The sequence below is a fragment of the Acinetobacter tandoii genome (assembly GCF_008867985.1).
Classification (GTDB): Bacteria; Pseudomonadota; Gammaproteobacteria; order Pseudomonadales; family Moraxellaceae; genus Acinetobacter; species Acinetobacter tandoii.
The window spans coordinates 61,565-84,522 of record NZ_VXLD01000009.1 but is presented as its reverse complement, the minus strand read 5'-3'; the positions used below and the strand labels follow the sequence as shown (position 1 = coordinate 84,522).

Here is a 22,958-nt window from a genome sequence, read left to right as displayed (position 1 = left end):
TAGAGTGCGTTGGAAATCATGTTGGATTGAGCTGAAACTGCCCAATCCATTTTTTAATAAGCGCTTATTCAATTCTTAACCAAGTTTGATTGCGCCCTAAAGCTGAAACGCCCAAATAGGCACGCAAAGACAGGCGTTTGCCTGTTGCACTTAGTTTCATTTTCGCATCGTAAAACTTACCAGACAGAGGATCAATCACGCGTCCTTTTTCGTAATTGTTTGTCCCCTCGACTTGTTTAAGTCCCTTTAATATCTCCATCCCCAAGATTGGCTGATTGGTATATGGTGCTGGACAATTGTTGCAGCGCTCACGTGGAGTATAACCTGGACGGGGGGTAATTTTGGTGATCTTTCCTGTAAAGGTATTATTGGATTCCTTCCGAATTTCAATCACTGCCTTGGGTGAACCTGTTTTATCGTCAATTTGCTGCCAAGTGCCTGAGATATCTTGTGCTAGAGCAGCAGTACTCGCGATGACTAAACCTGTGAAGATGCTTAAAGAGATGATTTTTTTCATGTATTCCCTATTAATGTAAAAACCTTATACATTGTTATATCGCTGGGATATGGACGCTCACTTTATCGTGTATCTCGATGAAAATGTTAAGATTTGGTAAACTATGGAGTCAATATGCTTGAAATTTGAAGATAATTGGTTTAGATGTAAAAAAACCGCCTATTTGGCGGTTTGATTTTGTGTGCTTTCTTATTCTTGGCGAATCCAAGTTTGGCTACGACCTAATGCAGAAACACCGACATATCCACGTAAGGTTAAACGTTTACCGTTAGCACTCATTTTGGCTTTGGTACTGTAAATTTTCCCTGAAAGTGGGTCAATAATTTTACCACCAGAATAATTTAAACCTTCTTCATGCTTTAAACCTTTGAGTACATCCATCCCCAAAATTGGCTTGTTGGTATAAGGTGCAGGACAGTCTATACAGGTGTCTTTAGGTGTATAGCCTGGGCGTGGTGTTACCTTTACAACTTTGGCTGTATAGGTACCATTTGATTCCTGACGAATTTCTAAAACGGCTTTAGAAGAGCCAGTTTTGTCATCAATGTTCTTCCATGTTCCTGAAATATCTTCTGCAAAAGCCATGCTACTAAAAGCAGATAGAACAAGTGCGCTGATTAATTTAGCTTTTCCCATCATAAATTCCTTTTTGCTGACTTAATCGACTAAACAAAATCTATCTTAGGGCTGTTTTCTGTACAAAACAACCTTTGGAATGTTTTGTTGATCACATATTTTGCAGGTAAAGTATAAAAGTTGGCAGCCAAATTGCTGTAAAAACGGCATTTACGGCCATGCCAAATGCGGCATAGCGTCCTGCAATACTACCTCGTTGCCAAGCCTGAGCTGTGCCAATCGCATGTGCAGCAAGCCCTAGCGCCAGCCCTGACGCACGTTCATCATTAATATGGCGTAAGATGAGTGGAGAAAATGCTGCGCCAATCACACCCGATAAAATGACAATTAGAATCACTAGCGTGACTGGTGCGTGCAATAAAGTTGCAATATTGATGGCAATCGGGGTGGTTACAGCACGGGTAGCAAACGCCATGATGGTTGAATCAGCCATATGTAACAAATACGCCAAGCCCATGGGAAGTGCAACTGCGCTGATACTTGCAAAAACCAAAATACTGATAATGGCTTTAGGAGGTAAATCATCATAACGCATGGCAGCTAAAGGAATGGCAAGTGCGACAGTGACATAGCCGAGTAAGTGACTGAAGATGGTATTGGTTTGTTGCATATAGGATTCGTAAGGAATGCCCAATAAAAACAGTAAACCAATAACAAAAAACATGCCGATGACAATCACGGGAATTTGTGGAATCTTTTTATTGATTGGTTTGGCACATAGATAGGCAATAAGTGTAATGAGAAAACCAGAGAGAATTGAGAACATGTGCTTTTCCTATAGCCAGTGCTTTGCCATTTTGGCGTAAATCCAGAGTGGAATAAGCGTACTCACCACCAGAACCACGACAAATAGCGGAATTTCACTGCCCATATGAACCAACATGAGTAAAGAACCTGCACTAATCGGTAAAAAGGCAAAGGCGCTTTCTTTCATGATTTTATTATTGGTATCGACCAGTCGGGCAGGGACTTTGCGGAACTTACGCCAGAGCAAAAGCAGTACTAATAAGCTAATTAATCCAATCAAATTACCCAATTCAGGATGATTGAACTGCGTCATGATCCAGACCGCACATTCACGGAACCCAATAATTAAAAAAAGTGTACCCATCCATGCTGGCCAATCAATACTTTTTACCCAATCCATGATTTGTCATTATACTAAAAAATTTTACTTATCACGTTTTAACCGATTTAGGGTTTGATTTCAAACTCCTCTAGCGTTCTCTGGAACATGCTTGCTTTTTCTCCCAGAATTTGATCGAGTGGTAAATGTGCTTGACGAATCAGTTGTTCCAATTTTGCAGGTGCAATTTTTACATTTAGATGTAGATTACCCTCATCATCATAATGTTCGGATTGAATCACATTGAGGGTATAGAGTTGGGTACGTAGTTTTCCATAAGCGGGTTTCAGTGTCAGATCGAAGTTTTGAATTTGTCCCATCAAACATTCATGTACCGCTTGTTGTAACAACTCGATGCCTTGTCCTGTATGGGCTGAGACATAAACACGTTCAGGGCAGTTAGGCTTGCTATAGACAATTTTTGCATCTTCAGCACTTTGGTCAATTTTGTTGTAGACCCGAAGAACAGGAACATCGGCTCCAATCTCTTTGAGTACTTTTTCAACTGCTTCAATTTGTTCCAACATTTCTGGGCTGCTTGAATCAATCACATGAAGTAACAAGGTGGCTTCTAGTGTTTCTTCTAAAGTGGCTTTAAATGATTCGACTAAAGAATGAGAAAGATTCCGTACAAAACCAACGGTATCCGCCAAAACTACAGTACCAATGCCTTCCCATGAAAGTCGACGTAATGTTGGATCTAAGGTCGCAAACAGTTGGTCAGCCGCATAAACATCGCTATTGGCTAAAACATTGAAGAGGGTGGATTTTCCCGCATTGGTATAACCAACTAAAGATACGGTTGGAACAGCCGCTTTTTGGCGTGCAACACGACCTTGCAGACGAGTTTGTCGAACTTTATCGAGTTTGGCTTTGAGTTGCCCCATGCGAATTTTTAAAAGACGACGATCTGTTTCGAGTAGGGTTTCACCAGGGCCACGTAAACCGATCCCGCCTTTTTGACTGTCTAGGGTTCCGCGGCTGCGAATTAAACGGGAGGATAAGTGTTGTAATTGAGCCAATTCAACTTGTAGCTTACCTTCAAAGGTACGCGCACGTTGAGCGAAAATATCCAGAATTAATTCATTCCGATCAACCACACGGCATTTGAGGATGTATTCGAGATTACGGGCTTGTGCAGGCGTTAATGCATGGTCAAAAATGACTAAGTCGGCTTCATATTCTGCAACAAGTTCAGCAATTTCTTCGGCTTTGCCTGAGCCAATGAAAAGTTTGGCATCGGGTTTAACCCGCTGTGCGTGTATATGTGTCAAGATTTCAGCACCAGCCGATTGAGCCAGCAAATTGAATTCTTCGGCATCAAGATTTTCCAGCATTTGCACAGAAACGCTAACTAGAATAATGCGTTCACCACCTTGATGTCGTTTTAAATTTGCCACTCAGCCATTTCTCCACTTTAAAATTCTATTCTAGTGGAAAAAGGGCCGAGATGCTTGAGATTCGTTGCTTTATAACGTGGCAGCGAATAATTTTGCAAACAGAATAATGACAGCAAAATACAGAATACTAAAGCCGATGACCACTTGTAGTGTATGTAACCAGTGATGAGATGACTTGGATTTTTGAGGTGGTGTATGAGTTCGCATATGTTACACCTATTCATTTTAATGCTTATAAAACCATCATAATGAAGTTGCCATTCGAATTAAAATTGGATTTTGTAATGTTCACATTCGGTTTTTATAATCAATGCATGTGGGGAATGAACCGTATAGAATGAAGCAAAGTTCATCAAATACTCACAAGGTTTTGCTGGTTAGTCAAAATATATGAAAGAAAATTCAGCTGCTCAAACGTCTTCGTTGAATCCAATTTCCAAGCTGTTCTTGTATGGTCGAAAGCTCAGTGCAGGCTTAGGTGTGGTTTCGGAAGGATTTTATCTGGTTGCTCGTCATGGTTTATATAAAGACCCGAACAATGCCAATAATACCCGCTACGTTCAGTATTTTTGCCGTCAATTATGTAAGGTGTTCAATCTTGAAGTTGAAGTGCATGGCGCGATTCCGCGTGAACCTGCTTTGTGGGTCAGTAATCATATTTCTTGGCTCGATATTGCCGTATTAGGTTCTGGGGCGCGCGTATTCTTTTTGGCTAAGGCTGAAATTGAAAAATGGCCTGTATTTGGAAAACTGGCTAAAGCGGGTGGAACTTTGTTTATTAAACGAGGTTCGGGAGATTCAATCAAAATTCGTGAACAGATTGCCCACTTTCTTAAACAAGATATTCCTGTGTTGTTTTTTCCTGAAGCAACCACGTCTGATGGTACACGGATTAAAAAAGTACATGGCCGAATTTTGGGGGCAGCAATTGAAGCACAGCGACCTGTTCAGGTCTGTGTAATTTGTTATGTGAATCAGCAGGGGGAGTTAGATATGGTGGCGCCGTTTATTGGCGAAATCAGCTTTGTCGATCATATTAAAAATGTGTTGGAAATGCCGAAAGTGACTGCACATTTATTAACTTTACCGATGATTAATACCGAAGGACACACGGTTGACAGTTTAACTGCAACCGTACAACGTGAAATGAACGTAGGTTTAGCGCAGTTACATCAACGAGTGTTACATTCAGTACCTGCAACGTCCAACCGTGCTTTGGTTTAAGCACAGTTGGAAGCAAGGGGCTTACATAAAGCCTTCTACAGGTAACCAAGAAATAAACTTAACTCCTACTTTGTGCCACCACTTCATTTTAGGTTCTGTCGTGTAAGTTTTAACATTTCCATTAGGGTGGGTCAGTTGCCAATTAATTTTATTATTGGCATCTAAAACCAGTTTATAGGCGTATTTCGACAGATTTTGGTCCATGGTTTCATGTACTGCTTTAGCCAAAGGTGGACTATTTAAAATTACCCCAATCTCGGTATTGAGATATGCTGAACGTGGATCAAAATTAAAAGAACCAATAAACACTTGGCTTTCATCAATCGCTAACATTTTCGCATGTAAGCTAGAATGGCTGAGTCCTCTTAAACTAATTTTGGCTTTTTGTGAAAGCTCTTCAGTGTTGCGATACCAGTTTTCTTGTTCAGGGGCCGCCAGAAACTCATACATTTGTACGCCGTTTTCTAAAAGGTCTTGGCGATATTTTCCGTAAAAGGCATGTACCAAAGCCACGTCATTGGCAATGAAGGAATTGGTCAATACTCGAACCTGAACCCCTTTTTGCGAAATTTTTTCGAGAACATCTGCCCCTTTTTTTTCAGGAACAAAATAAGCGGAAACAATGTCTAAACTTGAGTTTGGCGTTTCTAAATACGAAATGAGTTGGTGATTCAAGTAATCTTCTGGTGTCGCTTTATCGCGTGTTTTGTTGGGAGAATCTTTCACGACTTTGGCTTTGACCCAGTCAAACTTAATACTATGATCCAGCCATTGCTCAAAAGCTTGTGAGCGATTGGCTAAATCGAGGTAATTTTGTACCGCAGTATCGGCATAGTGTTCGGTGACTTGTTGTTTTAAACCTTCATAGCGTAAGGTGTATTTTTGTGGGTCAACAATTTGATTGACCGGATAGGCATAAGCATCATTCCAGTATTCATCAAAAGATGATGCAATTTCATCCGTAGCTGTGCCGACCAACATGACATCTACATCAGAAAACTGATAATGATCACTGACATTATAATATTGATTACTCATGTTCCGTCCGCCAATCAACGCAATTTGATTGTCGGCAATAAAGCTCTTATTGTGCATGCGTCGATTGACACGTTTTAAATCCAGCAAGATATCCATCGCACGAAAATTACGGAAACCATAAGGATTGTACAGTTTGACATCGATATTGCGGTGCTGTGCTAGTGCTAAATAAATGCCCTCCATTTTGCTCGCATTATTGTCATCTATGAGCATGCGAACTTTGACGCCACGATCAGCCGCCTGAATAATCGCATGCAAAGCGATGGCACCAATTTTATCGTTGTCCCAAATATAATATTGTAAATCTAAGGTTTTTTCGGCACGTTCGATTAAGTGAATCCGTGCAGCCAAAGCCTCCAAGGGATCATTCAGGACATGAAAACCAGTTAAATTCGGATTTTGTTCACGGAGTGGATCAATAATTTTGGCTAATGATGTATGAGAAGTGTCAATATCAAATGAATTGACTACAGGTTGTGGCGTATATTGGGGGAGAGTCGAGCAAGCAGGCAAACCGAATAATAAACTGCTACAAAGTAAAATTACTGCCTTGGATGAGGTCTTCTTTTTAACGACAGACATCTGACGCTGCACGACGTGATTGTTTGGGTCTATTATACTCATCACACTATTATGATCGCTAGATTTGGTTTGAGTATAATTGTCAGCTATGAAAAGATAAATAAAAATAGAGAATTAGTAATTGGTATAGTGAGTAATGATATTGACAACAGACTCAATGATTTACGTTTTTTATGGAAGTTTCGTGTTGATTGCATTTTGGGCAATTGCACAGGCATGGCATAGCCAGTCGCATACAGAAACGATCCATCCATTTAAAGCATTTGTGCATTTACTTGCGTTTTATTTGTCTTATTTACTCTGGCCTTTGGCTGTATTTAGTCTTTATGCTGGCTGGAGTGGCTATTATTCGTTACATGAAGCAGGGTTTGTATTCTTGCTGAGTATCGTTTTACTTTATGCACGCTTTGTAGAGCCACATTGTGTTCAAGTTAAAACAACACGATATCAATTAGATGCTGGAAGCCGAATTCAAAAGCCTGTGAAAATAGCCTTGGTGGCTGATTTACATATCGGTTTGTTTTCAGGACATGAACGACAACTAAAAATAATCGTGGAGAAAATCAATCAGCAGCAGCCAGATTTGGTGGTGGTGGCAGGGGATTGGACATATGAACCAGAAGATACTTTGGCTGATGAATTGGCACCCTTAAAAAAAATTCAAGCTCCTGTTTATTCTGTATATGGAAATCATGATGAGCAATATCCTGGTCCGCCGATACAGGCTTTATTGAGTCATGCACTCAGTGCGAATGATGTCATTGATATTGAAGGGCAGATTGTTGAATTTGATGAATTTCGTTTAATTGGGGTTGGCGATTTGTGGGCAGGAAAAGCCGATATGCGTTACCTGCCAGATTTACCCCAAGACAAACCTTGGGTGATTCTCTCTCATAACCCAGATACAGTGGATATGGTTCCAAAACTACCGAATCGTCCGTTAATGTTGTCGGGACATACCCATGGTGGACAGGTCGAATTACCTTGGCTAACAGATTATGTGATGAAAAAAGTCTCTATTCTCGGACATAAACGAGGATTGTATAACCATGAACATGCTGATGTGTTTGTGACAGTCGGTACAGGAATGGTCGGTGTTCCATTTCGATTTCGCGTTCCACCCACCATTGATATTATTGAATTGGTTTAATTTAAGACTTTAGATGTCATCTCTGTATTCGCATAAAAAAGCCCTCAAACTTTGTAAGGATTGAGGGCTTTTCATCATTTTAAGATTTTATCGGGTGTAATTGTGATTAAACTTGATTATTTACATCATCATTTTTAGTTTCACGAATAGCAAGGAATGCCAGCAATGAAAGAATAGAAGCTGCTGTGAGATAATAACCCACAGCATATAATCCATAAGTTGTTGCGAGTTTAGTGGCAATCAGTGGCGCAAAAGAAGCACCGAAAATACCCGCCAAGTTAAAGGTCAAAGCAGAACCTGTATAGCGCACAGAAGTTGGGAAAATCTCAGACAACACAGTCCCAATTGGGCCATAAGTTAAGCCCATAATGGCTAAACCTATACACAAGAATAAGAATACGACAAAGGTATTGCCAGATTCGAGCATGCTTGAGAAAACTAAACCAAATAAGGCTGAAAGTACGCAGACTGCAATCGAAGTGGTTTTACGTCCAAATTTTTCTGCCAAAATCGCAGAAAGTGGAATAAAAGCAGCAAAACAAAGTGTTGCAATCAATTGTAACTCTAAGAATTCAGCACGTGAATAGCCAAGTTTTGTGGTTCCCCAGTTAAGTGCGAACACTGTAGTGAGATAAAACACAACGAAGGTACAAATCGCTGCAATCGTACCTAGAACCAACATTGGCAAATGTTTGGTCATGACTTCTTTAAAAGGCACGTTGACTTCTTTTTGCTTATCCAACACCTTTTGGAAAGCTGGCGTTTCGTGCAATTTAAGACGAATCCATAGACCTACAATTACCAAAATAGCACTGGCAATAAATGGAATACGCCAGCCCCATTGCATAAAGTCTTGTTCAGACATCAATGCACCGAGGGTCAAGAACGAACCTGTTGCCAAGATAAAACCAATAGGTGCACCCAACTGTGGGAACATGCCATACCATGCACGCTTGCCTTCTGGGGCATTTTCTGTTGCCAATAACACCGCACCTGACCATTCACCGCCTAAACCAAGCCCCTGTCCTAAACGGCAAAGGGCTAAGAGCAATGGCGCGACAATACCAATTTGGGCATAGGTGGGTAATAAACCGATACAGACCGTAGAAATGCCCATGGTGAGTAGGGCTGCGACCAAGGTGGCTTTCCGTCCAATACGGTCACCTAAATGACCAAACAGGGCTGCACCAATTGGACGTGCAATAAAGGCAATGGCAAAGGTCGCCAGTGACTGAATGGTGGCGGTCATCGGATCTGTACTTGCAGGGAAGAACAGATGTGGAAAAATAATGACCGCAGCAGTCGCGTAAATATAAAAATCGAAGAACTCGATAGTAGTACCCACTAGACTAGCGGTAAGTACACGAAATTTTGAATTAGTTGCTACTTCTACTGTAGCTGTAGTTGATGACGCCATGGATAACCTTACACTTACTAAAATTAAAAGAACTTAGTTTTAAAAGCGTAATCTTTTTAAAAAAGGCGTAATTTCTTAAAAAAACAACGGAAAATCGAACTCACATCTACTCTTTTAGGGTCACTAAAACTCGAGAGAAGCCGATTAAATCACGTACAGATAGATCGCGAGGAAGTGTGATCCAGCGCCTATCAGTACAAATACATGCCAGATCGCATGGGTATATCTTACCCGTTTTAATGCATAAAACAATGCTCCGACTGTATAAGCCAGCCCCCCAAAAACCAGCCAAAAGAGCGCGTCTGAAGATAAATAACGTTGCATATCATTGACTAATAATACAGCAAGCCAGCCCATAACCAAGTAGGCAATTAACGAAACTTTCTGGAAACGATGAATGAAGATTAACTTGAAAAGTGTTCCAAGCAATGCAATCACCCAAAGTGCAATCAGTAAGTTGTGGGCTTTTTCGGTTGGAATTGCAATCGAGAGAAAAGGGGTATAAGTCCCAGCAATCAAATAATAAATGGCGGTGTGATCGAGTTTTTTTAGCCAAAAACGTTTTTCGTAGGTCTGCGCCATGTGATACAGCGTGGAACCCGTAAACAGCAGAATCATACTGAAACCATAGACCCAAAGACCAATCCATTGTCCCGTACTTAATGATGCCCCCTTAATTACCAACAGTATAGTGCCGATACAGCCAAGGATTGCACCGAGCGCATGGCTCCACACATTAAACTGCTCTTCGGTTGGATGATAATCTTGCGTATGGGGAGCGGTCATAGCGGCTGCTTTTTATTAAAAATACAAATGTATAGTAATTCAATTTTGCTTTTCGTGTAAGACGCTTTAAAATTTAGTCGCAAATTTGATTAGGTTTATTGTATGTCTGACTCGACTTCTCCTTCTGCTCAGGAACAACAGTTTCTCGATGCTGTGCAGCAAGCACTTGAAACACAAAGTTTTGAGCGTTTAATCTTGAGCCAATACAAGGGGGAAATGCAACAGTTAGAAAAAATGACTTTCCGCCTGATTGAACTACAACAGCAACCTGTCTTGAATGTTTTATACCGGCATAAAACTCAAGATGTCACCAAAAACTACCCAATCTCAGATGCCATGCAAATCATTGCGGAGCATTTGACCTGTTGTAAGCAGGGCAATTTATTTGCATCGACTCAAGATATACAACTCAAGCGCAACAAGAAAAAAGATTTACTAACCATTACTCAGAAAACAGCAACGGCAAAAAATGAAGCTCGGGCAACCCAAGCACATGATCGAAGCAAACATCGTTTTGTGGAGCAAGAAAGTGTATTTTTGCAGCATTTAGGCATTACCGATGCTCAAAGCCAGATTATTCCAAGCATGGCGCGTAAATGGAAACAGATTAATAAATTCGTGGAAATTTTTTCAGGGGCTTTGATGCAACTTCCCAATCAAGATCAAGCGTTGCATGTGGTTGATTTTGGTTCGGGGAAAGGTTATTTGACCTTTGCCTTATATGATTATTTGGCGAAGCAACAGCAGGTTCCATTTGTAACAGGCGTTGAGTTGAATGAAAAGATGGTGCAGTTCTGTCAACATGTGGCAGAGGCTTCAGGCTTTAACCAACTGGATTTTTTCCAAGGTGACGTCCGAACTTATCAGCCTGAGCGTTTAGATGTGATGATTGCACTGCATGCTTGTGATGTGGCAACCGATTTTGCCATTCATACAGGGATTCGCTTAAATGCACAGATGATTATGTGCGCGCCGTGCTGCCATAAGGAATTACGTCCTCAACTGAAAAGTCCAGAAGTACTGAAGCCGATGTTGCACTTTGGAATTCACGCGGGGCAACAGGCAGAAATGCTGACAGATACTATTCGTGCATTGCTGTTAAAAGCCTATGGTTATGAAACTAAAGTCTTTGAATTTGTTGCTTTAGAACATACCAGCAAAAATAAAATGATCTTAGCCACCAAACGTGCCGATTTTGTTGCACCTGACGCTACAGTATTGGCGCAAATTGAAGCTTTAAAAAATATGTACGGTATTCAAAAGCATTCTTTGGAATTATTGCTCAATAACCAATGGGATCAACAAGATATTGGTTCGAAATGCTAAGTATGTTGAGTTAAATAAACAGGACAGAGATATGACACTACAGATTCGGACAGGGTCTTGGGCTGAATTGCAGTCAGATGCAAAACCAATTCGTGAGCAAGTATTTATTCAGGAACAGCAGATTGCTGCGGTAGATGAGTGGGATGCACAGGATGAAATTTCACAGCATTTTGTAGTGTGTGACGGGGAACAGGTGATTGCGACAGCGCGCTTATTGCCAAATCATAGTATTGGGCGAGTTGCCGTATTGGCATCGCACCGTGGACAAGGGATTGGCAAGCTTTTGATGCAAGAGATTATCCAGCAAGCGCGGATCCAACAACGTCCTTTACTGCAACTTTCTTCTCAAGTGCATGCAATGTCTTTTTACCAAGCTTTAGGCTTTCAAGTCTGTGGAGAAGCGTATATGGATTGTGGCATTCCACATATTGATATGCAGATGTCTTTGCTTGCACAGGGCTAAAAATCCTAAATTTCAGGCATAAAAAAGCCATCTTCTGAGAGATGGCTTTTTATTGCTCAATGTCCGTGATGAGCTGTAGATGCTGAGGACTCCGTCATGGCAGCATGTTCTTCAGCCGTCATATTGTGTTCTTCGGCACTCATGTCCATCTGGTGTTCTACTGGTGCACTGCTGGCTTGGGCCGCACGAGCTTCGCGTTGCTTACCTGGCATATAGTCAGGTTCATGCTGCATCGCTAAATAAAAAACAACCAGAAAAATAATACTTAAAATTGTGGCAATAATCAGGGCCTTCCAACCCCATGGGGATTTTTCAGGAGAAGTATTGTCTGACATAACAAATAACCCAATGGATAAAAAGAAACTTTTAAAATTATGTAACTTTATAACATAAAATAGAGTGGATACAGACCAAATTTTATAAAAAGCTTAATTGTTCTTATTTTAGCTTATGAGATGTAGCTGATTTGGAAGAGGGTTCCCAAACCAGCGTTTATCGATAGAAGAATTATTGAATAAGTTCGTTGCGTTGAGCTTTATCTCTTAAACTTTGTGGTGGATTAAAACGTTCACCATATTTGGCAGCTAATTCTTCTGCGCGTTTTTGTGCTTTATCAGTACCATATTGATTTAGGAATTGAATTGCTCCACCCGTCCAAGGTGCATAACCAATGCCAAAGATAGAACCGACATTGGCATCAATTACAGACTCCAATACGCCTTCTTCATAACAACGTAAAGTATCTAAGGCCTGTACAAACAGAATGCGATCAATCATGTCTTGTTCAGAAATATCATGATCTTTTTGCCAACGGTTCAAGCCTTCCCAAAGATGCTTTTTGCCATTTTCCGGATAATCATAGAAACCTGCGCCAGCAGCTTTGCCTTTACGGTTTAACTCATGAATCATGGTGTGAACCACTTCATCTACAGAAGTTTTAGGTAAATCTTTTCCTTCAGCTTGCAGGGCTTTACGTGCTTCACTAGCAACATGTTCAGTTAAGGTTAAAGACACTTCATCTTGAATAGCGAGTGGGCCAACTGGCATACCAGCTTTCAGTGCTGCCATTTCAATACGTGCTGGGTGAACGCCCTCTGCAAGCAAACGCATACCTTCTTGAATGAACGTACCAAATACACGACTGGTAAAGAAACCACGGCTATCATTGACAACAATCGGTGTTTTTCCAATTTGTTGTACGAAGTCGTAGGCTTTAGCAAGAGTTTCACTTGAGGTATTTTTACCTTTAATAATCTCGACTAACTGCATTTTGTCGACAGGGCTAAAGAAATGCAGACCGATAAAAGCTTTATCATCCTTACTTGCTTGAGCTAAACCTGTAATTGGCAGGGTTGATGTATTTGATGCCATTACGCCATTAGGCGCTAAGTATTGTTCGGCTTCTTGAGTGACTTTCGCTTTGAGTTCTTGATTTTCAAATACCGCTTCAATAATTAAATCACAGCCTTGAAGATCTTGAGCTGACGCTGTAGCCGTAATCAGAGATAAAACCTGATCACGTTTTTCTGCGGTCATGCGGCCTTGTGAAACACGTTTATCAAGAAGCTTTTGTGAATATGCTTTGCCTTTCTCCGCATTTTCAACTGAGACATCTTTAAGGACAACTGGAATACCTTTAATGGCTGTTGAATAAGCAATGCCCGCACCCATCATGCCCGCACCCAACACACCAACTTTAGTGGCTTGCCATTTTGCAACGTTGGCAGGACGACTAGCACCAGACTTAATTGCATTTAGACCATGCCAGAAAGTGCCGATCATATTTTTAGAAATTTGACCTGTTGTAAGCTGAGTAAAGTAGCGAGACTCAATACGTAAAGCAGTATCGACATCAACTTGTGCACCTTCAACTGCGGCAGCCATAATTGCTTCAGGGGCAGGGTAACAACCTTTGGTTTTGTCTTTTAACATGGCTGGTGCAATTGCAAGAACTTGTGCAACTGCTGGAGTTTTTGGATCGCCACCCGGAATTTTATAACCCTTCACATCAAATGGCTGCTGAGATTTTGGATTGGCCTTGATCCAAGCAATTGCTTTATCTAAAAGTTCTTGTTCATTTTCGGCAGTGTCATGAATTAAGCCTAAAGATTTTGCTTTATCAACACCGAACTGTTTGCCCTCCATTAAAAATGGGAACGCATTTTGAAGTCCGAGGAGACGTACCATACGCACAATACCGCCGCCACCCGGTAACAAACCTAAAGTAACTTCTGGTAGACCAAATTTGCTCTTCGGGTCATTGATTGCAATACGGTGATGGCAACTTAATGCAATTTCCCAACCACCGCCAAGTGCCGTGCCATTTAATGCTGCAACCACTGGAATCCCTAGTGTTTCAATTGTACGTAAATGACCTTTTAGCTTTTCAACCATATTGAAAAAGTCAGTTGCGTGTTCAGGCTGAACTTGGATCAGCTCATCTAAATCACCGCCTGCAAAGAAAGTTTTTTTAGCCGAGCGGAAAATAACACCTGAAAGTTCTGTTTCTGCTTTAAGTTTCTGAGTTGCTTCATCAAGCGAGTCACGAAACTCAGCATTCATAGTGTTCGCAGATTGACCAGTTGAATCAAGTGTTAAAATGACAATATTGTCGGCATTTTTTTCGTATTGAATTGCACTCATCTTTTATATCCCTAATTTTTATACGCGTTCAATAATGGTGGCAATACCCATCCCACCGCCAACACAGAGCGTCGCTAAACCGCGCTTTTTATCTTGTCGTTCAAGCTCATCAAGTAAAGTACCTAAAATCATGGCACCTGTTGCACCTAATGGATGACCTAAAGCAATCGCACCACCATTTACGTTGACTTTTTCAGTAGGGACATTGAGCTCATTAATAAAACGCATAACAACTGCCGCAAATGCTTCATTGACTTCAAATAGGTCAATATCATCAATCGTAAGCCCAGCTTTTTCTAAAGCTTTACGTGCAGCAGGCGCAGGGCCAGTCAGCATAATGGTTGGGTCAGTACCAACCAGTGCAGTCGCTAAAACTTTAGCGCGTGGTTTTAAATTTTGTTCTTTTACCGCTTTTTCAGAAGCCAATAAAACTATAGCTGCTCCATCGACAATGCCTGATGAGTTACCTGCATGGTGAACATGATTGATTTTTTGTGCTTCCGGATATTTTTGTAAAGCGACTGCATCAAAGCCCATTTGCCCCATCATTTCAAAACTTGGGTTGAGCTTCGTTAGACCTTCGAGTGTTGTATTGCCTTTAATAAATTCATCTTTCTCTAAAATCACTACACCTGCGTGATCTTTGACTGGTACGACTGATTGGTCGAAATAACCATTTGATTGAGCCGCCGCCGCTTTTTGCTGTGACTTCACAGCGAAATTATCAACATCTTCACGGCTATAGCCATCTAAGGTTGCAATCAGGTCGGCCCCAATACCTTGCGGAACAAATGATGACTTAAGGTTTGTTTCTGGGTCTAAAGCCCACGGCCCACCATCCGAACCCATTGGAATACGTGACATTGATTCAACGCCACCAGCAACGACCAAATCTTCCCAACCAGAGCGAACTTTCATTGCTGCCATGTTGACTGCTTCTAAACCTGAAGCACAAAAACGGTTGATTTGAACTCCAGCGACATCATCATTCCAACCTGCGGCAATTGCTGCTGTTTTGGCAATGTCCCCACCTTGATCGCCAATTGGTGTTACGCAGCCCAGAACAAGATCATCTACTTTAGATGTATCAAGCTGATGGCGTTGTTGTAATTCATTTAATAGGGTGGTGAGTAATGTGATTGGTTTTACTTCGTAAAGAGAGCCGTCTTTTTTTCCTTTTCCGCGTGGTGTGCGAATGGCATCAATAATATAAGCCTCGCTCATAATAGTTCCTTTTTTATTGCTTAAAATTTATTTGTGTTTTGAGTGTACTGGTTTTAAGAGCGAGTGCAATGACAAGACTGGCATAGGCAGCATGATCATTTTGGTCAATTGAGATGCGGAAATATGAACTTGATCAAAGTGGAGCTTGATCAGTAAACTATGCAACCATAAAAAATAATCTATTTAAATGAAATTTATTAATATTATTGGTACGACTGGCTCAGGCAAATCGACGTTTGCCCGACAGTTAGCACAGAAATTAGATTTAGCTTATATTGAAATGGATGATTTATTTTGGCTCGATAATTGGCAAGAGCCAACGGATGAGGTGTTTTTCGAAAAATTAAAAAACAAAATGGATAATACTGCGAGTGGTTGGGTATTAGATGGTAATTATACTCGTACTATGTCGTTAAAATTGGTGAAAATAGATACCATAGTTTGGTTGGATTACTCGTTATCTAGAAATTTTTTTCACTTAACGAAACGCAGTTTATTCAATCTTATGAGTCAAAGAAAATTATGGAAAAACTCTAATAATCGAGAGAGTTTAAAGCTATTGTTTTCTAAACAATCGATTTTTGTTTGGCTGATTCAGCAATATCCTAGAAATAAAAGAAAATATCAAATGATGATGCATGATTCCCAATATCAGCATATTCAATTTATTCGTTTAACTTCACCAAAACAATCAGTGGAATTTTTAGAGAAAATTAAGAGCGTATAATGATGCATATTCCAGCAAAGGCACTTTGTATTTTTCGATATCAAGATAAAGTTCTGCTTTCTCATGGACATGACCCCAGCAAAAATGAAAATTATTTGAGGCCGATAGGAGGTACTATTGAATTTGGAGAAACTTCCTTAGAAGCAGTTAAACGAGAAGTTTTAGAGGAAATAAATCAGCAGATTATTCATACAAAACTGTTAGGTGTTCTTGAAAATTTATTTACTTTTGATGCTCAAGCAGGGCATGAAATCATTTTTGTTTATGAGGCTGAATTTTTTGATAAAACTTTATATAGCCAAGTAGAAATAAATGGGTGCGAGACAAATGGTTCAACTTATATCGCTGAGTGGGTTAATACACAGTTATTAGCATCGGGTCAGTATCCTGTTTATCCCAAGGGCATAGTGCAGTGGCTGTGTAAGGAGTAGACAGCTTCATATTAAAGCTGTCTATTCAAAAATTATGGCTTAAAGATAACCATGTAATTGACGGTATAACCCTGGGGTTACGCCTGTCCATTTCTTGAATGCACGATGGAAGGTACTGGTTTCACTGAAACCAACCTGCTGTGCGACATCTTCCAATGTGAGGTTTGGATTGAGGAGTAAGTGAATCGCAGCATCACGACGTAAAGCATCTTTCACGCCTTGGTAGCTTTTACCTTCCGCAGCCAAACGACGACGTAAAGTTTGCGGTGAAAGATATAACATTGATGCTACATCATTCAGTGTTGGCATTTCTTCACCAATTTGACTCTTCAACACTTCACGAATACGAGAGGTGAGAGAATTGGTGTTTTTGAATTTAACCAATAGCTGTGCAGGCGCTGCTTTTAAGAATTCTTCTAAGGTTTCTTCATTTTGACGAATTGGTAAATCTAAATAATCCGCAGCAAAGGTGATTTCGGTACGTGGCATGTCAAACTGCATCACGGGAGCGAAAAACAGGGCATCATATTCATCTGCATGGGCAGGGCGCGGGTAACCAAAATGTACGCGCTCTAAAGGGAGGCGACGTTCAATGAGCCAAGATGCCAAGCCATGCCAAATCATCAACATACTTTCGGTAATGAAATGATTTGGATCCATCTCAGTTGGAATGAGTGGAACTAAGCGTGCTTCATGCTTATCACGTTCGAGCGAAACACACCATTCATCACCAAACAATTTATAAAACTGAGTTGATAGTTCGAGCGCATCACCTAAGGTTTTCGCATGGATGATCAGTTGGCACATAATGGCAAACGTACCCAAACGACGAGGTTGGGTATCGAAACCAATATGCTCATCCTGAGTCACCATCCATAACATTTTCACAAAACGTGTGTATTGTTCTGGAGAAATTCGAGCTTTAGGCTGACGTAACAGTTCGGCTTCTATTCCGACGTGCGAAAGTAAAGTTTCGACATCCATGCCGAGGCGTTTTACGCCAGTCAAAGCCGCATTCACAAAATGGATACTAATCGTATCGCGGCTCATGTTAAATCCTTCAGTCTCTTTTGTATTCACTTGCGTATGACCTAAATGACGCTAAAAAAGTTTTTATAGGCAATTTACAATAGGGAAATTTGCCTTTCTACATGGTAAATTGCCGAAATGATCAAGGTAAATGGCTGAACATGACATTGTTTTGTTGATTTTATATTTCTAAGATACATGAAAATACAAGAGTTCAAGAGTAAAAATAACATGCAACATGCTTTACAGGGATTGAAAGTACTGGATTTTTCAACATTGTTACCCGGTCCATTTGCCACTTTATATTTAGCAGATATGGGTGCGGAAGTGACTCATGTGGAATCTCCAACACGACCCGACTTGATTCGTCTTTTTCCACCTTATGCACATGGGCAAGCAACGGCACATCTTTATTTGAATCGAAATAAACAATCCGTGGCTCTGGATTTAAAAGATCCACAGAACATTGCAACGATTAAGGAAAAGATTAGCCAATACGATATTGTCGTAGAGCAATTTCGCCCGGGTGTCATGCAACGACTGGGATTGGACTATACCACTTTAGCAGAAATTAATCCGCGACTGATTTATTGTTCCATTACTGGCTATGGCCAAACAGGGAGTTATAAAGATAAGGCGGGGCATGACATTAACTATTTAGCTTTATCGGGAATTGCGGGGCACAGTGGTCGTGCACAGAGTGGACCACCGCCGTTAGGTATTCAAGTTGCGGATATTGCAGGTGGTTCGTTACATGCTGTGATCGGCATTTTAACGGCTGTGATTGAGCGTCATCAGAGTGGAAAAGGACAATATATTGATATTTCCATGACCGATTGTGCGGTAGCGTTAAATAGTATGGCTGCCGCCGCCGCATTGGCAGGAAATATCACACAAGAGCCAGAATCTGGAATACTGAATGGCGCTAGCTTTTATGATTACTATGAAACGCAAGATGGGCGTTATCTGTCAATTGGCAGTTTAGAGCCACAATTTATGTCGGGTTTGGCTCAGTTGTTAGCGTTGCCACTTTTATTAGAGAAAGGAGCTTCGCTCCTTGCGGAAGATCGTGCTAAGGTTAAGCACGCTCTACAGGAAAAAATTAAAACTCGCTCATTGTTAGAGTGGCAGCAACTGTTTTCGACTCAAGATGTCTGTGTAGAACCTGTTTTAACGTTAGATGAAGCTTTGTATTCAGATTTGGCACAACAACGGCATTGGGTAGCCCATGTTCCACTGCATGAACATTCCTCAGAGACTCAAGCGCAGTTGGCATGTCCAATCAAATTTTCTCGTTCAGCAATGCGCTATGACTTTATAGGACAGGCATTAGGTACAGGCACTTGGTAGCCTGTACTTTTTATAAAATCAAGCTATTTTAATAACTTAACAAAAAACGACAAAAAGATTATATTTTAACCACAAAAAACAGGCGTAACTTAAATATGCATTACATAATTATAAAAGGTTGCAGGTATGCAAAAACTCCAAATCTCAAGGAAATGGTTCACATTGTGTTTAATGGGCTTGAGCATCAATTCTGGAACTCATGCGCAATCAGCCTTTGCCGTAGACAGCCCTTGGATGTTTGGGGATTGGAACGGAACCCGAACTGAATTACAAACTCAAGGATATAGTTTTAACTTGGGCTATACAGGGGAAATGGCCACTTTACTGGATGCAAAAAAGCATTCGAGTCACGGTACTGAATATGCCGATCAGTTTGTGTTAGGCAGTCATTTTGATTTAGACAAAATACTGGGTTGGCAAGACACCGAAGCGCAAATCATTATTACTGAACGCAATGGGCATTCGCTGTCACAAACATCGGATGCTTTGAATGGGCATTTAAGTTCAACCCAAGAAGTTTGGGGGCGTGGGCAAACGTGGCGTTTGACCAATTTTTGGATTAAGAAACAATTCCTCAATCAACAGTTAGATCTTAAAGTTGGACGTTTTGGCGAAGGGGAAGATTTTAATAGTTTTGATTGTGATTTTCAGAACTTAGCCTTATGCGGTTCTCAGGTTGGCAATTGGGTGGGGGATCAATGGTTTAATTGGCCCGTCAGTCAGTGGGCAGCCAGACTGAAATATCAATTTTCCCCTGAGCTCTTTAGCCAAATTGGGGTATATGAGTATAACCCTGAGAATTTAAAGCGTAGTCAGGGGTTTAATTTAAGCACTTCGGGTTCTGATGGTGTCATTGTCCCCATAGAAATGGTCTGGCAGCCGAAAATTGGTACACAAGGCAAAACAGGTGAATATCGGCTGGGCTATTACTATAGCAGTGCAGCTGCCGCCGAAATTCAGAATCCTAACGCCACATCTCATAAGCAAGGCATGTGGGTTGTCGCAAAACAACAATTGCTGCAACATGCTCAAGATCCGCACCGCGGACTTACAGGATTTATAAACCTGACTGTGCACGATGACAAAACCAACAATGTCGACAATATGCAAAATATTGGTGTGATTTATACAGGCCTGTTGGATATGCGCCCGCAAGATGAAATTGCCTTGGGATTTGCTCGAATCCATCTCAATGACGACTTAAATACGGGGCAAGAGGAAGAATATAATACCGAACTGTATTATGGGTTACATGCCACCAATTGGTTAACGATTCGTCCAAATCTTCAATACATTCGACATGTGGGTGCAGACAAAAATGGCGAAAATGTTTGGGTCGGCGGGATTAAGTTTCAAACAGCATTTTAACGGTGTTAGAAAAACCATCTTTTCTAGATCAATGATTTAAATACAAAGAAGAATATCGAAACAAACGACAAAATAATCCAACTGTGTAGCTGATTTAACGATAAATAATAAAGTGAATGAGGTGAATGGAATGAGTAACCCATCAAATACGATGCGAACCTTTACCGTTATTGTGATGCTTTTAATTGCTGCCTATCTGTTGATTGGGGGTGTATGGCTCATTCTACTTGGTGGTTCAATCTATTATGTGATTGCTGGTCTGCTAATTTTGGCATCAGCATTTTTACTTAAAAGGGGGCAAGGTTCCTCTTTATGGTTGTACAGTTTCTTAATGCTAGCAACCATACTCTGGAGTTTATGGGAGGTTGGATCTGATTTTTGGGCTCTCGCACCTCGTTTGGATGTTTTGGGAGTATTAGGTTTATGGTTACTCATTCCTGCAGTCACGCGCAATATGAGTCAAGCCCAAGGCAGTAAAATCGCCCTTTCGGGCACGTTGTTGATTGCTATCGCAGTTATGATCTATGCCATTTTTAATGATCCCCAAGAAATTAATGGCGTCATTCAACAACCGCAACCTGCATCGGCTCAAGCCATTGATGGGGTGGCAGAACAAGACTGGCCCGCTTATGGACGTACTCAGGGCGGGGTGCGTTATTCACCTTTAACGCAGATTAATGATCAAAATGTGAAAAATCTGAAAGTGGCTTGGACATTCCGCACAGGTGATGTCAAAACAGATAAAGATTCGGGGGAAACCACTAATCAGGTGACACCGATTAAAGTGGGTAACAACTTATATATGTGTACTACCCACCAATGGTTAATTGCCTTAGACCCAGCAACGGGCAAGGAAAAATGGCGTTTTGACCCAAAATTGAAAGCTGACCATACCTTTCAGCATCTCACCTGTCGTGGGGTAATGTATTACGATGCCAACAATACAGCCGAGTTTGCGACCAGCTTGCAAAATCGAAAATCGGTTTCTGCCGAGTGTCCACGTAAGGTGATTATTCCAGTCAATGATGGGCGTTTGGTGGCTGTGAATGCTGATACAGGTAAAGTGTGTTCTGATTTTGGTGAGCAAGGCGAAGTAAATTTACAAAAATTTATGCCTTATGCCTATCCAGGAGGCTATAACCCGACATCACCTGGGGTTATTTCGGGTACAACGGTGGTTATTGCGGGTTCAGTCACAGATAACTACTCTTCCAAAGAGCCTTCTGGCGTCATACGTGGTTATGATGTGAATACAGGTGAATTGCTTTGGGTCTTTGATACAGGGGCACAAAATCCGAATGCCATGCCGAATGAAAGTACCACTTTCGTGCATAACTCGCCAAATGCATGGGCACCTTTGGCGTATGACTCCAAATTGGATATCGTATATGTACCTACAGGGGTGGGAACCCCCGATATTTGGGGTGGAGATCGTACTGAGTTAAAAGAGCGTTATGCCAATTCGATGTTGGCCATTAATGCCAGTACAGGCAAGCTAGTTTGGCATTTTCAAACCACGCATCATGATTTGTGGGATATGGACGTGCCAGCGCAACCTTCTTTGGCAGATATTCAAGATAGCACTGGAAAAACTGTTCCAGCGATTTATGTATTAACCAAAACAGGAAATGTCTTTGTACTAGACCGACGTACAGGCAAAGCGATTGTGCCTATAAACGAGCGCGCAGTTCCTCAAACAGTGAAACGCGGGCCACAAACCCAAGGCGAACACTATTCTGCAACCCAACCCTTTTCGGATTTAAATTTGGCACCTCAAGACAAGTTAAAAGATAAAGACATGTGGGGGGCGACCATGTTTGATCAGTTAATTTGTCGGGTTTATTTCCACCGTTTGAATTATGACGGTATTTACACCCCACCTTCAGAAAATGGCACTTTGGTGTTTCCTGGGAATTTAGGCGTATTTGAATGGGGCGGCATGTCAGTGAATGCAGACCGCCAAGTTGCTGTCATGAATCCAATCGGATTGCCTTTTGTCAGTCGTTTAATTCCCGCAGATCCGAACCGTCAAGAAACTGCCAAAGGTGCAGGGACTGAACAAGGGGTACAGCCAATGTATGGTGTGCCTTATGGTGTGGAAATCAGTGCGTTCTTATCTCCGCTCGGTTTACCGTGTAAGCAACCAGCTTGGGGCTATGTGGCGGGTGTAGATTTAAAAACCCATCAAGTGGTTTGGAAAAAGCGGATTGGGACTATCCGTGACAGTTTGCCGAAATTGTTCCAACTGCCACCTTTAAAAATTGGAGTGCCTGGTTTGGGTGGTCCAATTTCAACCGCAGGGAATGTGATGTTTGTCGCTGGCACGCAGGATAATTATCTTCGTGCATTTAACGTCAGCAATGGCGAGCAGTTATGGGAAGGGCGTTTACCCGCAGGTGGTCAGGCAACACCAATGACCTATGAAAGCAATGGTAAGCAATACGTGGTGATCATGGCAGGTGGACATGGTTCTTTTGGCACCAAGATGGGGGATTATTTGGTTGCCTATGCTTTGCAATAA

22 protein-coding genes are annotated in these 22,958 nt (G+C 41.3%); 9 read left to right on the top strand and 13 right to left on the bottom strand.

Going from position 1 to position 22,958, the window contains the following annotated elements:
• Window positions 1–64: 64 nt before the first annotated feature.
• From F4W09_RS13065 to F4W09_RS17150, 6 genes are all read right to left on the bottom strand, one after another.
• Entirely contained in the window at window positions 65–517 is a 453-nt protein-coding gene (locus tag F4W09_RS13065) for a DUF2147 domain-containing protein (protein ID WP_044739239.1), read from the bottom strand.
• Between the two features lie 189 nt (window positions 518–706).
• Window positions 707–1,153, bottom strand: coding sequence for a DUF2147 domain-containing protein (locus F4W09_RS13060; RefSeq protein ID WP_044739240.1), 447 nt, complete (start codon window positions 1,151–1,153; stop codon window positions 707–709).
• Between the two features lie 91 nt (window positions 1,154–1,244).
• A complete protein-coding gene (locus F4W09_RS13055; protein ID WP_044739241.1) occupies window positions 1,245–1,919 on the bottom strand; it encodes an LrgB family protein in 675 nt (224 codons plus the stop codon).
• A gap of 9 nt (window positions 1,920–1,928) precedes the next feature.
• Entirely contained in the window at window positions 1,929–2,300 is a 372-nt protein-coding gene (locus F4W09_RS13050; RefSeq protein ID WP_151505042.1) for a hypothetical protein, read from the bottom strand.
• A gap of 47 nt (window positions 2,301–2,347) precedes the next feature.
• Window positions 2,348–3,679 (bottom strand): ribosome rescue GTPase HflX, encoded by a 1,332-nt coding sequence (gene hflX, locus F4W09_RS13045; RefSeq protein WP_151505041.1) that lies wholly within the window; start codon window positions 3,677–3,679, stop codon window positions 2,348–2,350.
• Window positions 3,680–3,748: 69 nt separating this feature from the next.
• A complete protein-coding gene (locus F4W09_RS17150; RefSeq protein WP_158654331.1) occupies window positions 3,749–3,886 on the bottom strand; it encodes a hypothetical protein in 138 nt (45 codons plus the stop codon).
• Window positions 3,887–4,069: 183 nt separating this feature from the next.
• On the opposite strand from F4W09_RS17150, the gene F4W09_RS13040 reads away from it, so the two are divergent.
• Window positions 4,070–4,903: a lysophospholipid acyltransferase family protein gene (locus F4W09_RS13040; RefSeq protein ID WP_151505040.1), complete on the top strand. Its 834-nt coding sequence runs from the start codon at window positions 4,070–4,072 to the stop codon at window positions 4,901–4,903.
• A 21-nt stretch (window positions 4,904–4,924) separates the two neighbouring features.
• On the opposite strand, the gene F4W09_RS13035 is transcribed toward F4W09_RS13040, so the two are convergent.
• Window positions 4,925–6,523 carry a phospholipase D family protein gene (locus F4W09_RS13035; RefSeq protein ID WP_151505039.1) on the bottom strand — a complete coding sequence of 533 codons (1,599 nt, stop codon included), beginning with the start codon at window positions 6,521–6,523 and terminating at the stop codon, window positions 4,925–4,927.
• A gap of 136 nt (window positions 6,524–6,659) precedes the next feature.
• Between F4W09_RS13035 and F4W09_RS13030 the strand changes: the two genes are divergently transcribed.
• Complete coding sequence (locus F4W09_RS13030; protein ID WP_418655093.1) at window positions 6,660–7,673, top strand: metallophosphoesterase; 1,014 nt, start codon at window positions 6,660–6,662, stop codon at window positions 7,671–7,673.
• Window positions 7,674–7,779: 106 nt separating this feature from the next.
• Here F4W09_RS13030 and F4W09_RS13025 read toward each other — a convergent pair whose 3' ends face one another.
• Together F4W09_RS13025 and trhA are read right to left on the bottom strand one after the other, a co-directional pair.
• Window positions 7,780–9,090, bottom strand: coding sequence for an MFS transporter (locus F4W09_RS13025; protein WP_151505038.1), 1,311 nt, complete (start codon window positions 9,088–9,090; stop codon window positions 7,780–7,782).
• 144 nt (window positions 9,091–9,234) lie between these two features.
• Complete coding sequence (gene trhA / locus F4W09_RS13020; protein ID WP_151505037.1) at window positions 9,235–9,876, bottom strand: PAQR family membrane homeostasis protein TrhA; 642 nt, start codon at window positions 9,874–9,876, stop codon at window positions 9,235–9,237.
• 102 nt (window positions 9,877–9,978) lie between these two features.
• On the opposite strand from trhA, the gene F4W09_RS13015 reads away from it, so the two are divergent.
• Complete coding sequence (locus F4W09_RS13015; protein WP_151505036.1) at window positions 9,979–11,202, top strand: class I SAM-dependent methyltransferase; 1,224 nt, start codon at window positions 9,979–9,981, stop codon at window positions 11,200–11,202.
• A 31-nt stretch (window positions 11,203–11,233) separates the two neighbouring features.
• Window positions 11,234–11,665 carry a GNAT family N-acetyltransferase gene (locus F4W09_RS13010; RefSeq protein ID WP_151505035.1) on the top strand — a complete coding sequence of 144 codons (432 nt, stop codon included), beginning with the start codon at window positions 11,234–11,236 and terminating at the stop codon, window positions 11,663–11,665.
• A 56-nt stretch (window positions 11,666–11,721) separates the two neighbouring features.
• Here the strand turns inward: F4W09_RS13010 and F4W09_RS13005 are convergent, their stop codons facing one another.
• The 3 genes from F4W09_RS13005 to F4W09_RS12995 all read right to left on the bottom strand — a co-directional run bounded on the left by F4W09_RS13005 (window position 11,722) and on the right by F4W09_RS12995 (window position 15,532).
• On the bottom strand, window positions 11,722–12,000 hold the full coding sequence (locus F4W09_RS13005; RefSeq protein WP_016165391.1) for a hypothetical protein: 279 nt from the start codon (window positions 11,998–12,000) through the stop codon (window positions 11,722–11,724).
• A 172-nt stretch (window positions 12,001–12,172) separates the two neighbouring features.
• Entirely contained in the window at window positions 12,173–14,308 is a 2,136-nt protein-coding gene (locus F4W09_RS13000; protein ID WP_151505034.1) for a 3-hydroxyacyl-CoA dehydrogenase NAD-binding domain-containing protein, read from the bottom strand.
• Between the two features lie 18 nt (window positions 14,309–14,326).
• Window positions 14,327–15,532 (bottom strand): acetyl-CoA C-acetyltransferase, encoded by a 1,206-nt coding sequence (locus F4W09_RS12995; protein ID WP_151505033.1) that lies wholly within the window; start codon window positions 15,530–15,532, stop codon window positions 14,327–14,329.
• 187 nt (window positions 15,533–15,719) lie between these two features.
• Here F4W09_RS12995 and F4W09_RS12990 point away from each other — a divergent pair, with 187 nt between their 5' ends.
• Together F4W09_RS12990 and F4W09_RS12985 are read left to right on the top strand one after the other, a co-directional pair.
• Window positions 15,720–16,259 (top strand): shikimate kinase, encoded by a 540-nt coding sequence (locus F4W09_RS12990; protein ID WP_104441093.1) that lies wholly within the window; start codon window positions 15,720–15,722, stop codon window positions 16,257–16,259.
• Window positions 16,259–16,690 carry an NUDIX hydrolase gene (locus tag F4W09_RS12985; protein ID WP_044739254.1) on the top strand — a complete coding sequence of 144 codons (432 nt, stop codon included), beginning with the start codon at window positions 16,259–16,261 and terminating at the stop codon, window positions 16,688–16,690. Before F4W09_RS12990 ends, F4W09_RS12985 begins: the two co-directional genes overlap by 1 nt.
• 39 nt (window positions 16,691–16,729) lie before the next feature.
• Here F4W09_RS12985 and F4W09_RS12980 read toward each other — a convergent pair whose 3' ends face one another.
• The gene (locus F4W09_RS12980; protein ID WP_016165386.1) at window positions 16,730–17,740 is read right to left on the bottom strand and encodes an AraC family transcriptional regulator; all 1,011 of its coding nucleotides are present in this window, start codon (window positions 17,738–17,740) and stop codon (window positions 16,730–16,732) included.
• Window positions 17,741–17,950: 210 nt separating this feature from the next.
• On the opposite strand from F4W09_RS12980, the gene F4W09_RS12975 reads away from it, so the two are divergent.
• From F4W09_RS12975 to F4W09_RS12965, 3 genes are all read left to right on the top strand, one after another.
• Window positions 17,951–19,069, top strand: a complete 1,119-nt coding sequence (locus F4W09_RS12975; RefSeq protein WP_044739255.1) for a CaiB/BaiF CoA transferase family protein — start codon at window positions 17,951–17,953, stop codon at window positions 19,067–19,069.
• 126 nt (window positions 19,070–19,195) lie between these two features.
• Window positions 19,196–20,437 carry a carbohydrate porin gene (locus tag F4W09_RS12970; protein WP_044739256.1) on the top strand — a complete coding sequence of 414 codons (1,242 nt, stop codon included), beginning with the start codon at window positions 19,196–19,198 and terminating at the stop codon, window positions 20,435–20,437.
• Window positions 20,438–20,567: 130 nt separating this feature from the next.
• Window positions 20,568–22,958 carry a glucose/quinate/shikimate family membrane-bound PQQ-dependent dehydrogenase gene (locus tag F4W09_RS12965; RefSeq protein WP_104441089.1) on the top strand — a complete coding sequence of 797 codons (2,391 nt, stop codon included), beginning with the start codon at window positions 20,568–20,570 and terminating at the stop codon, window positions 22,956–22,958.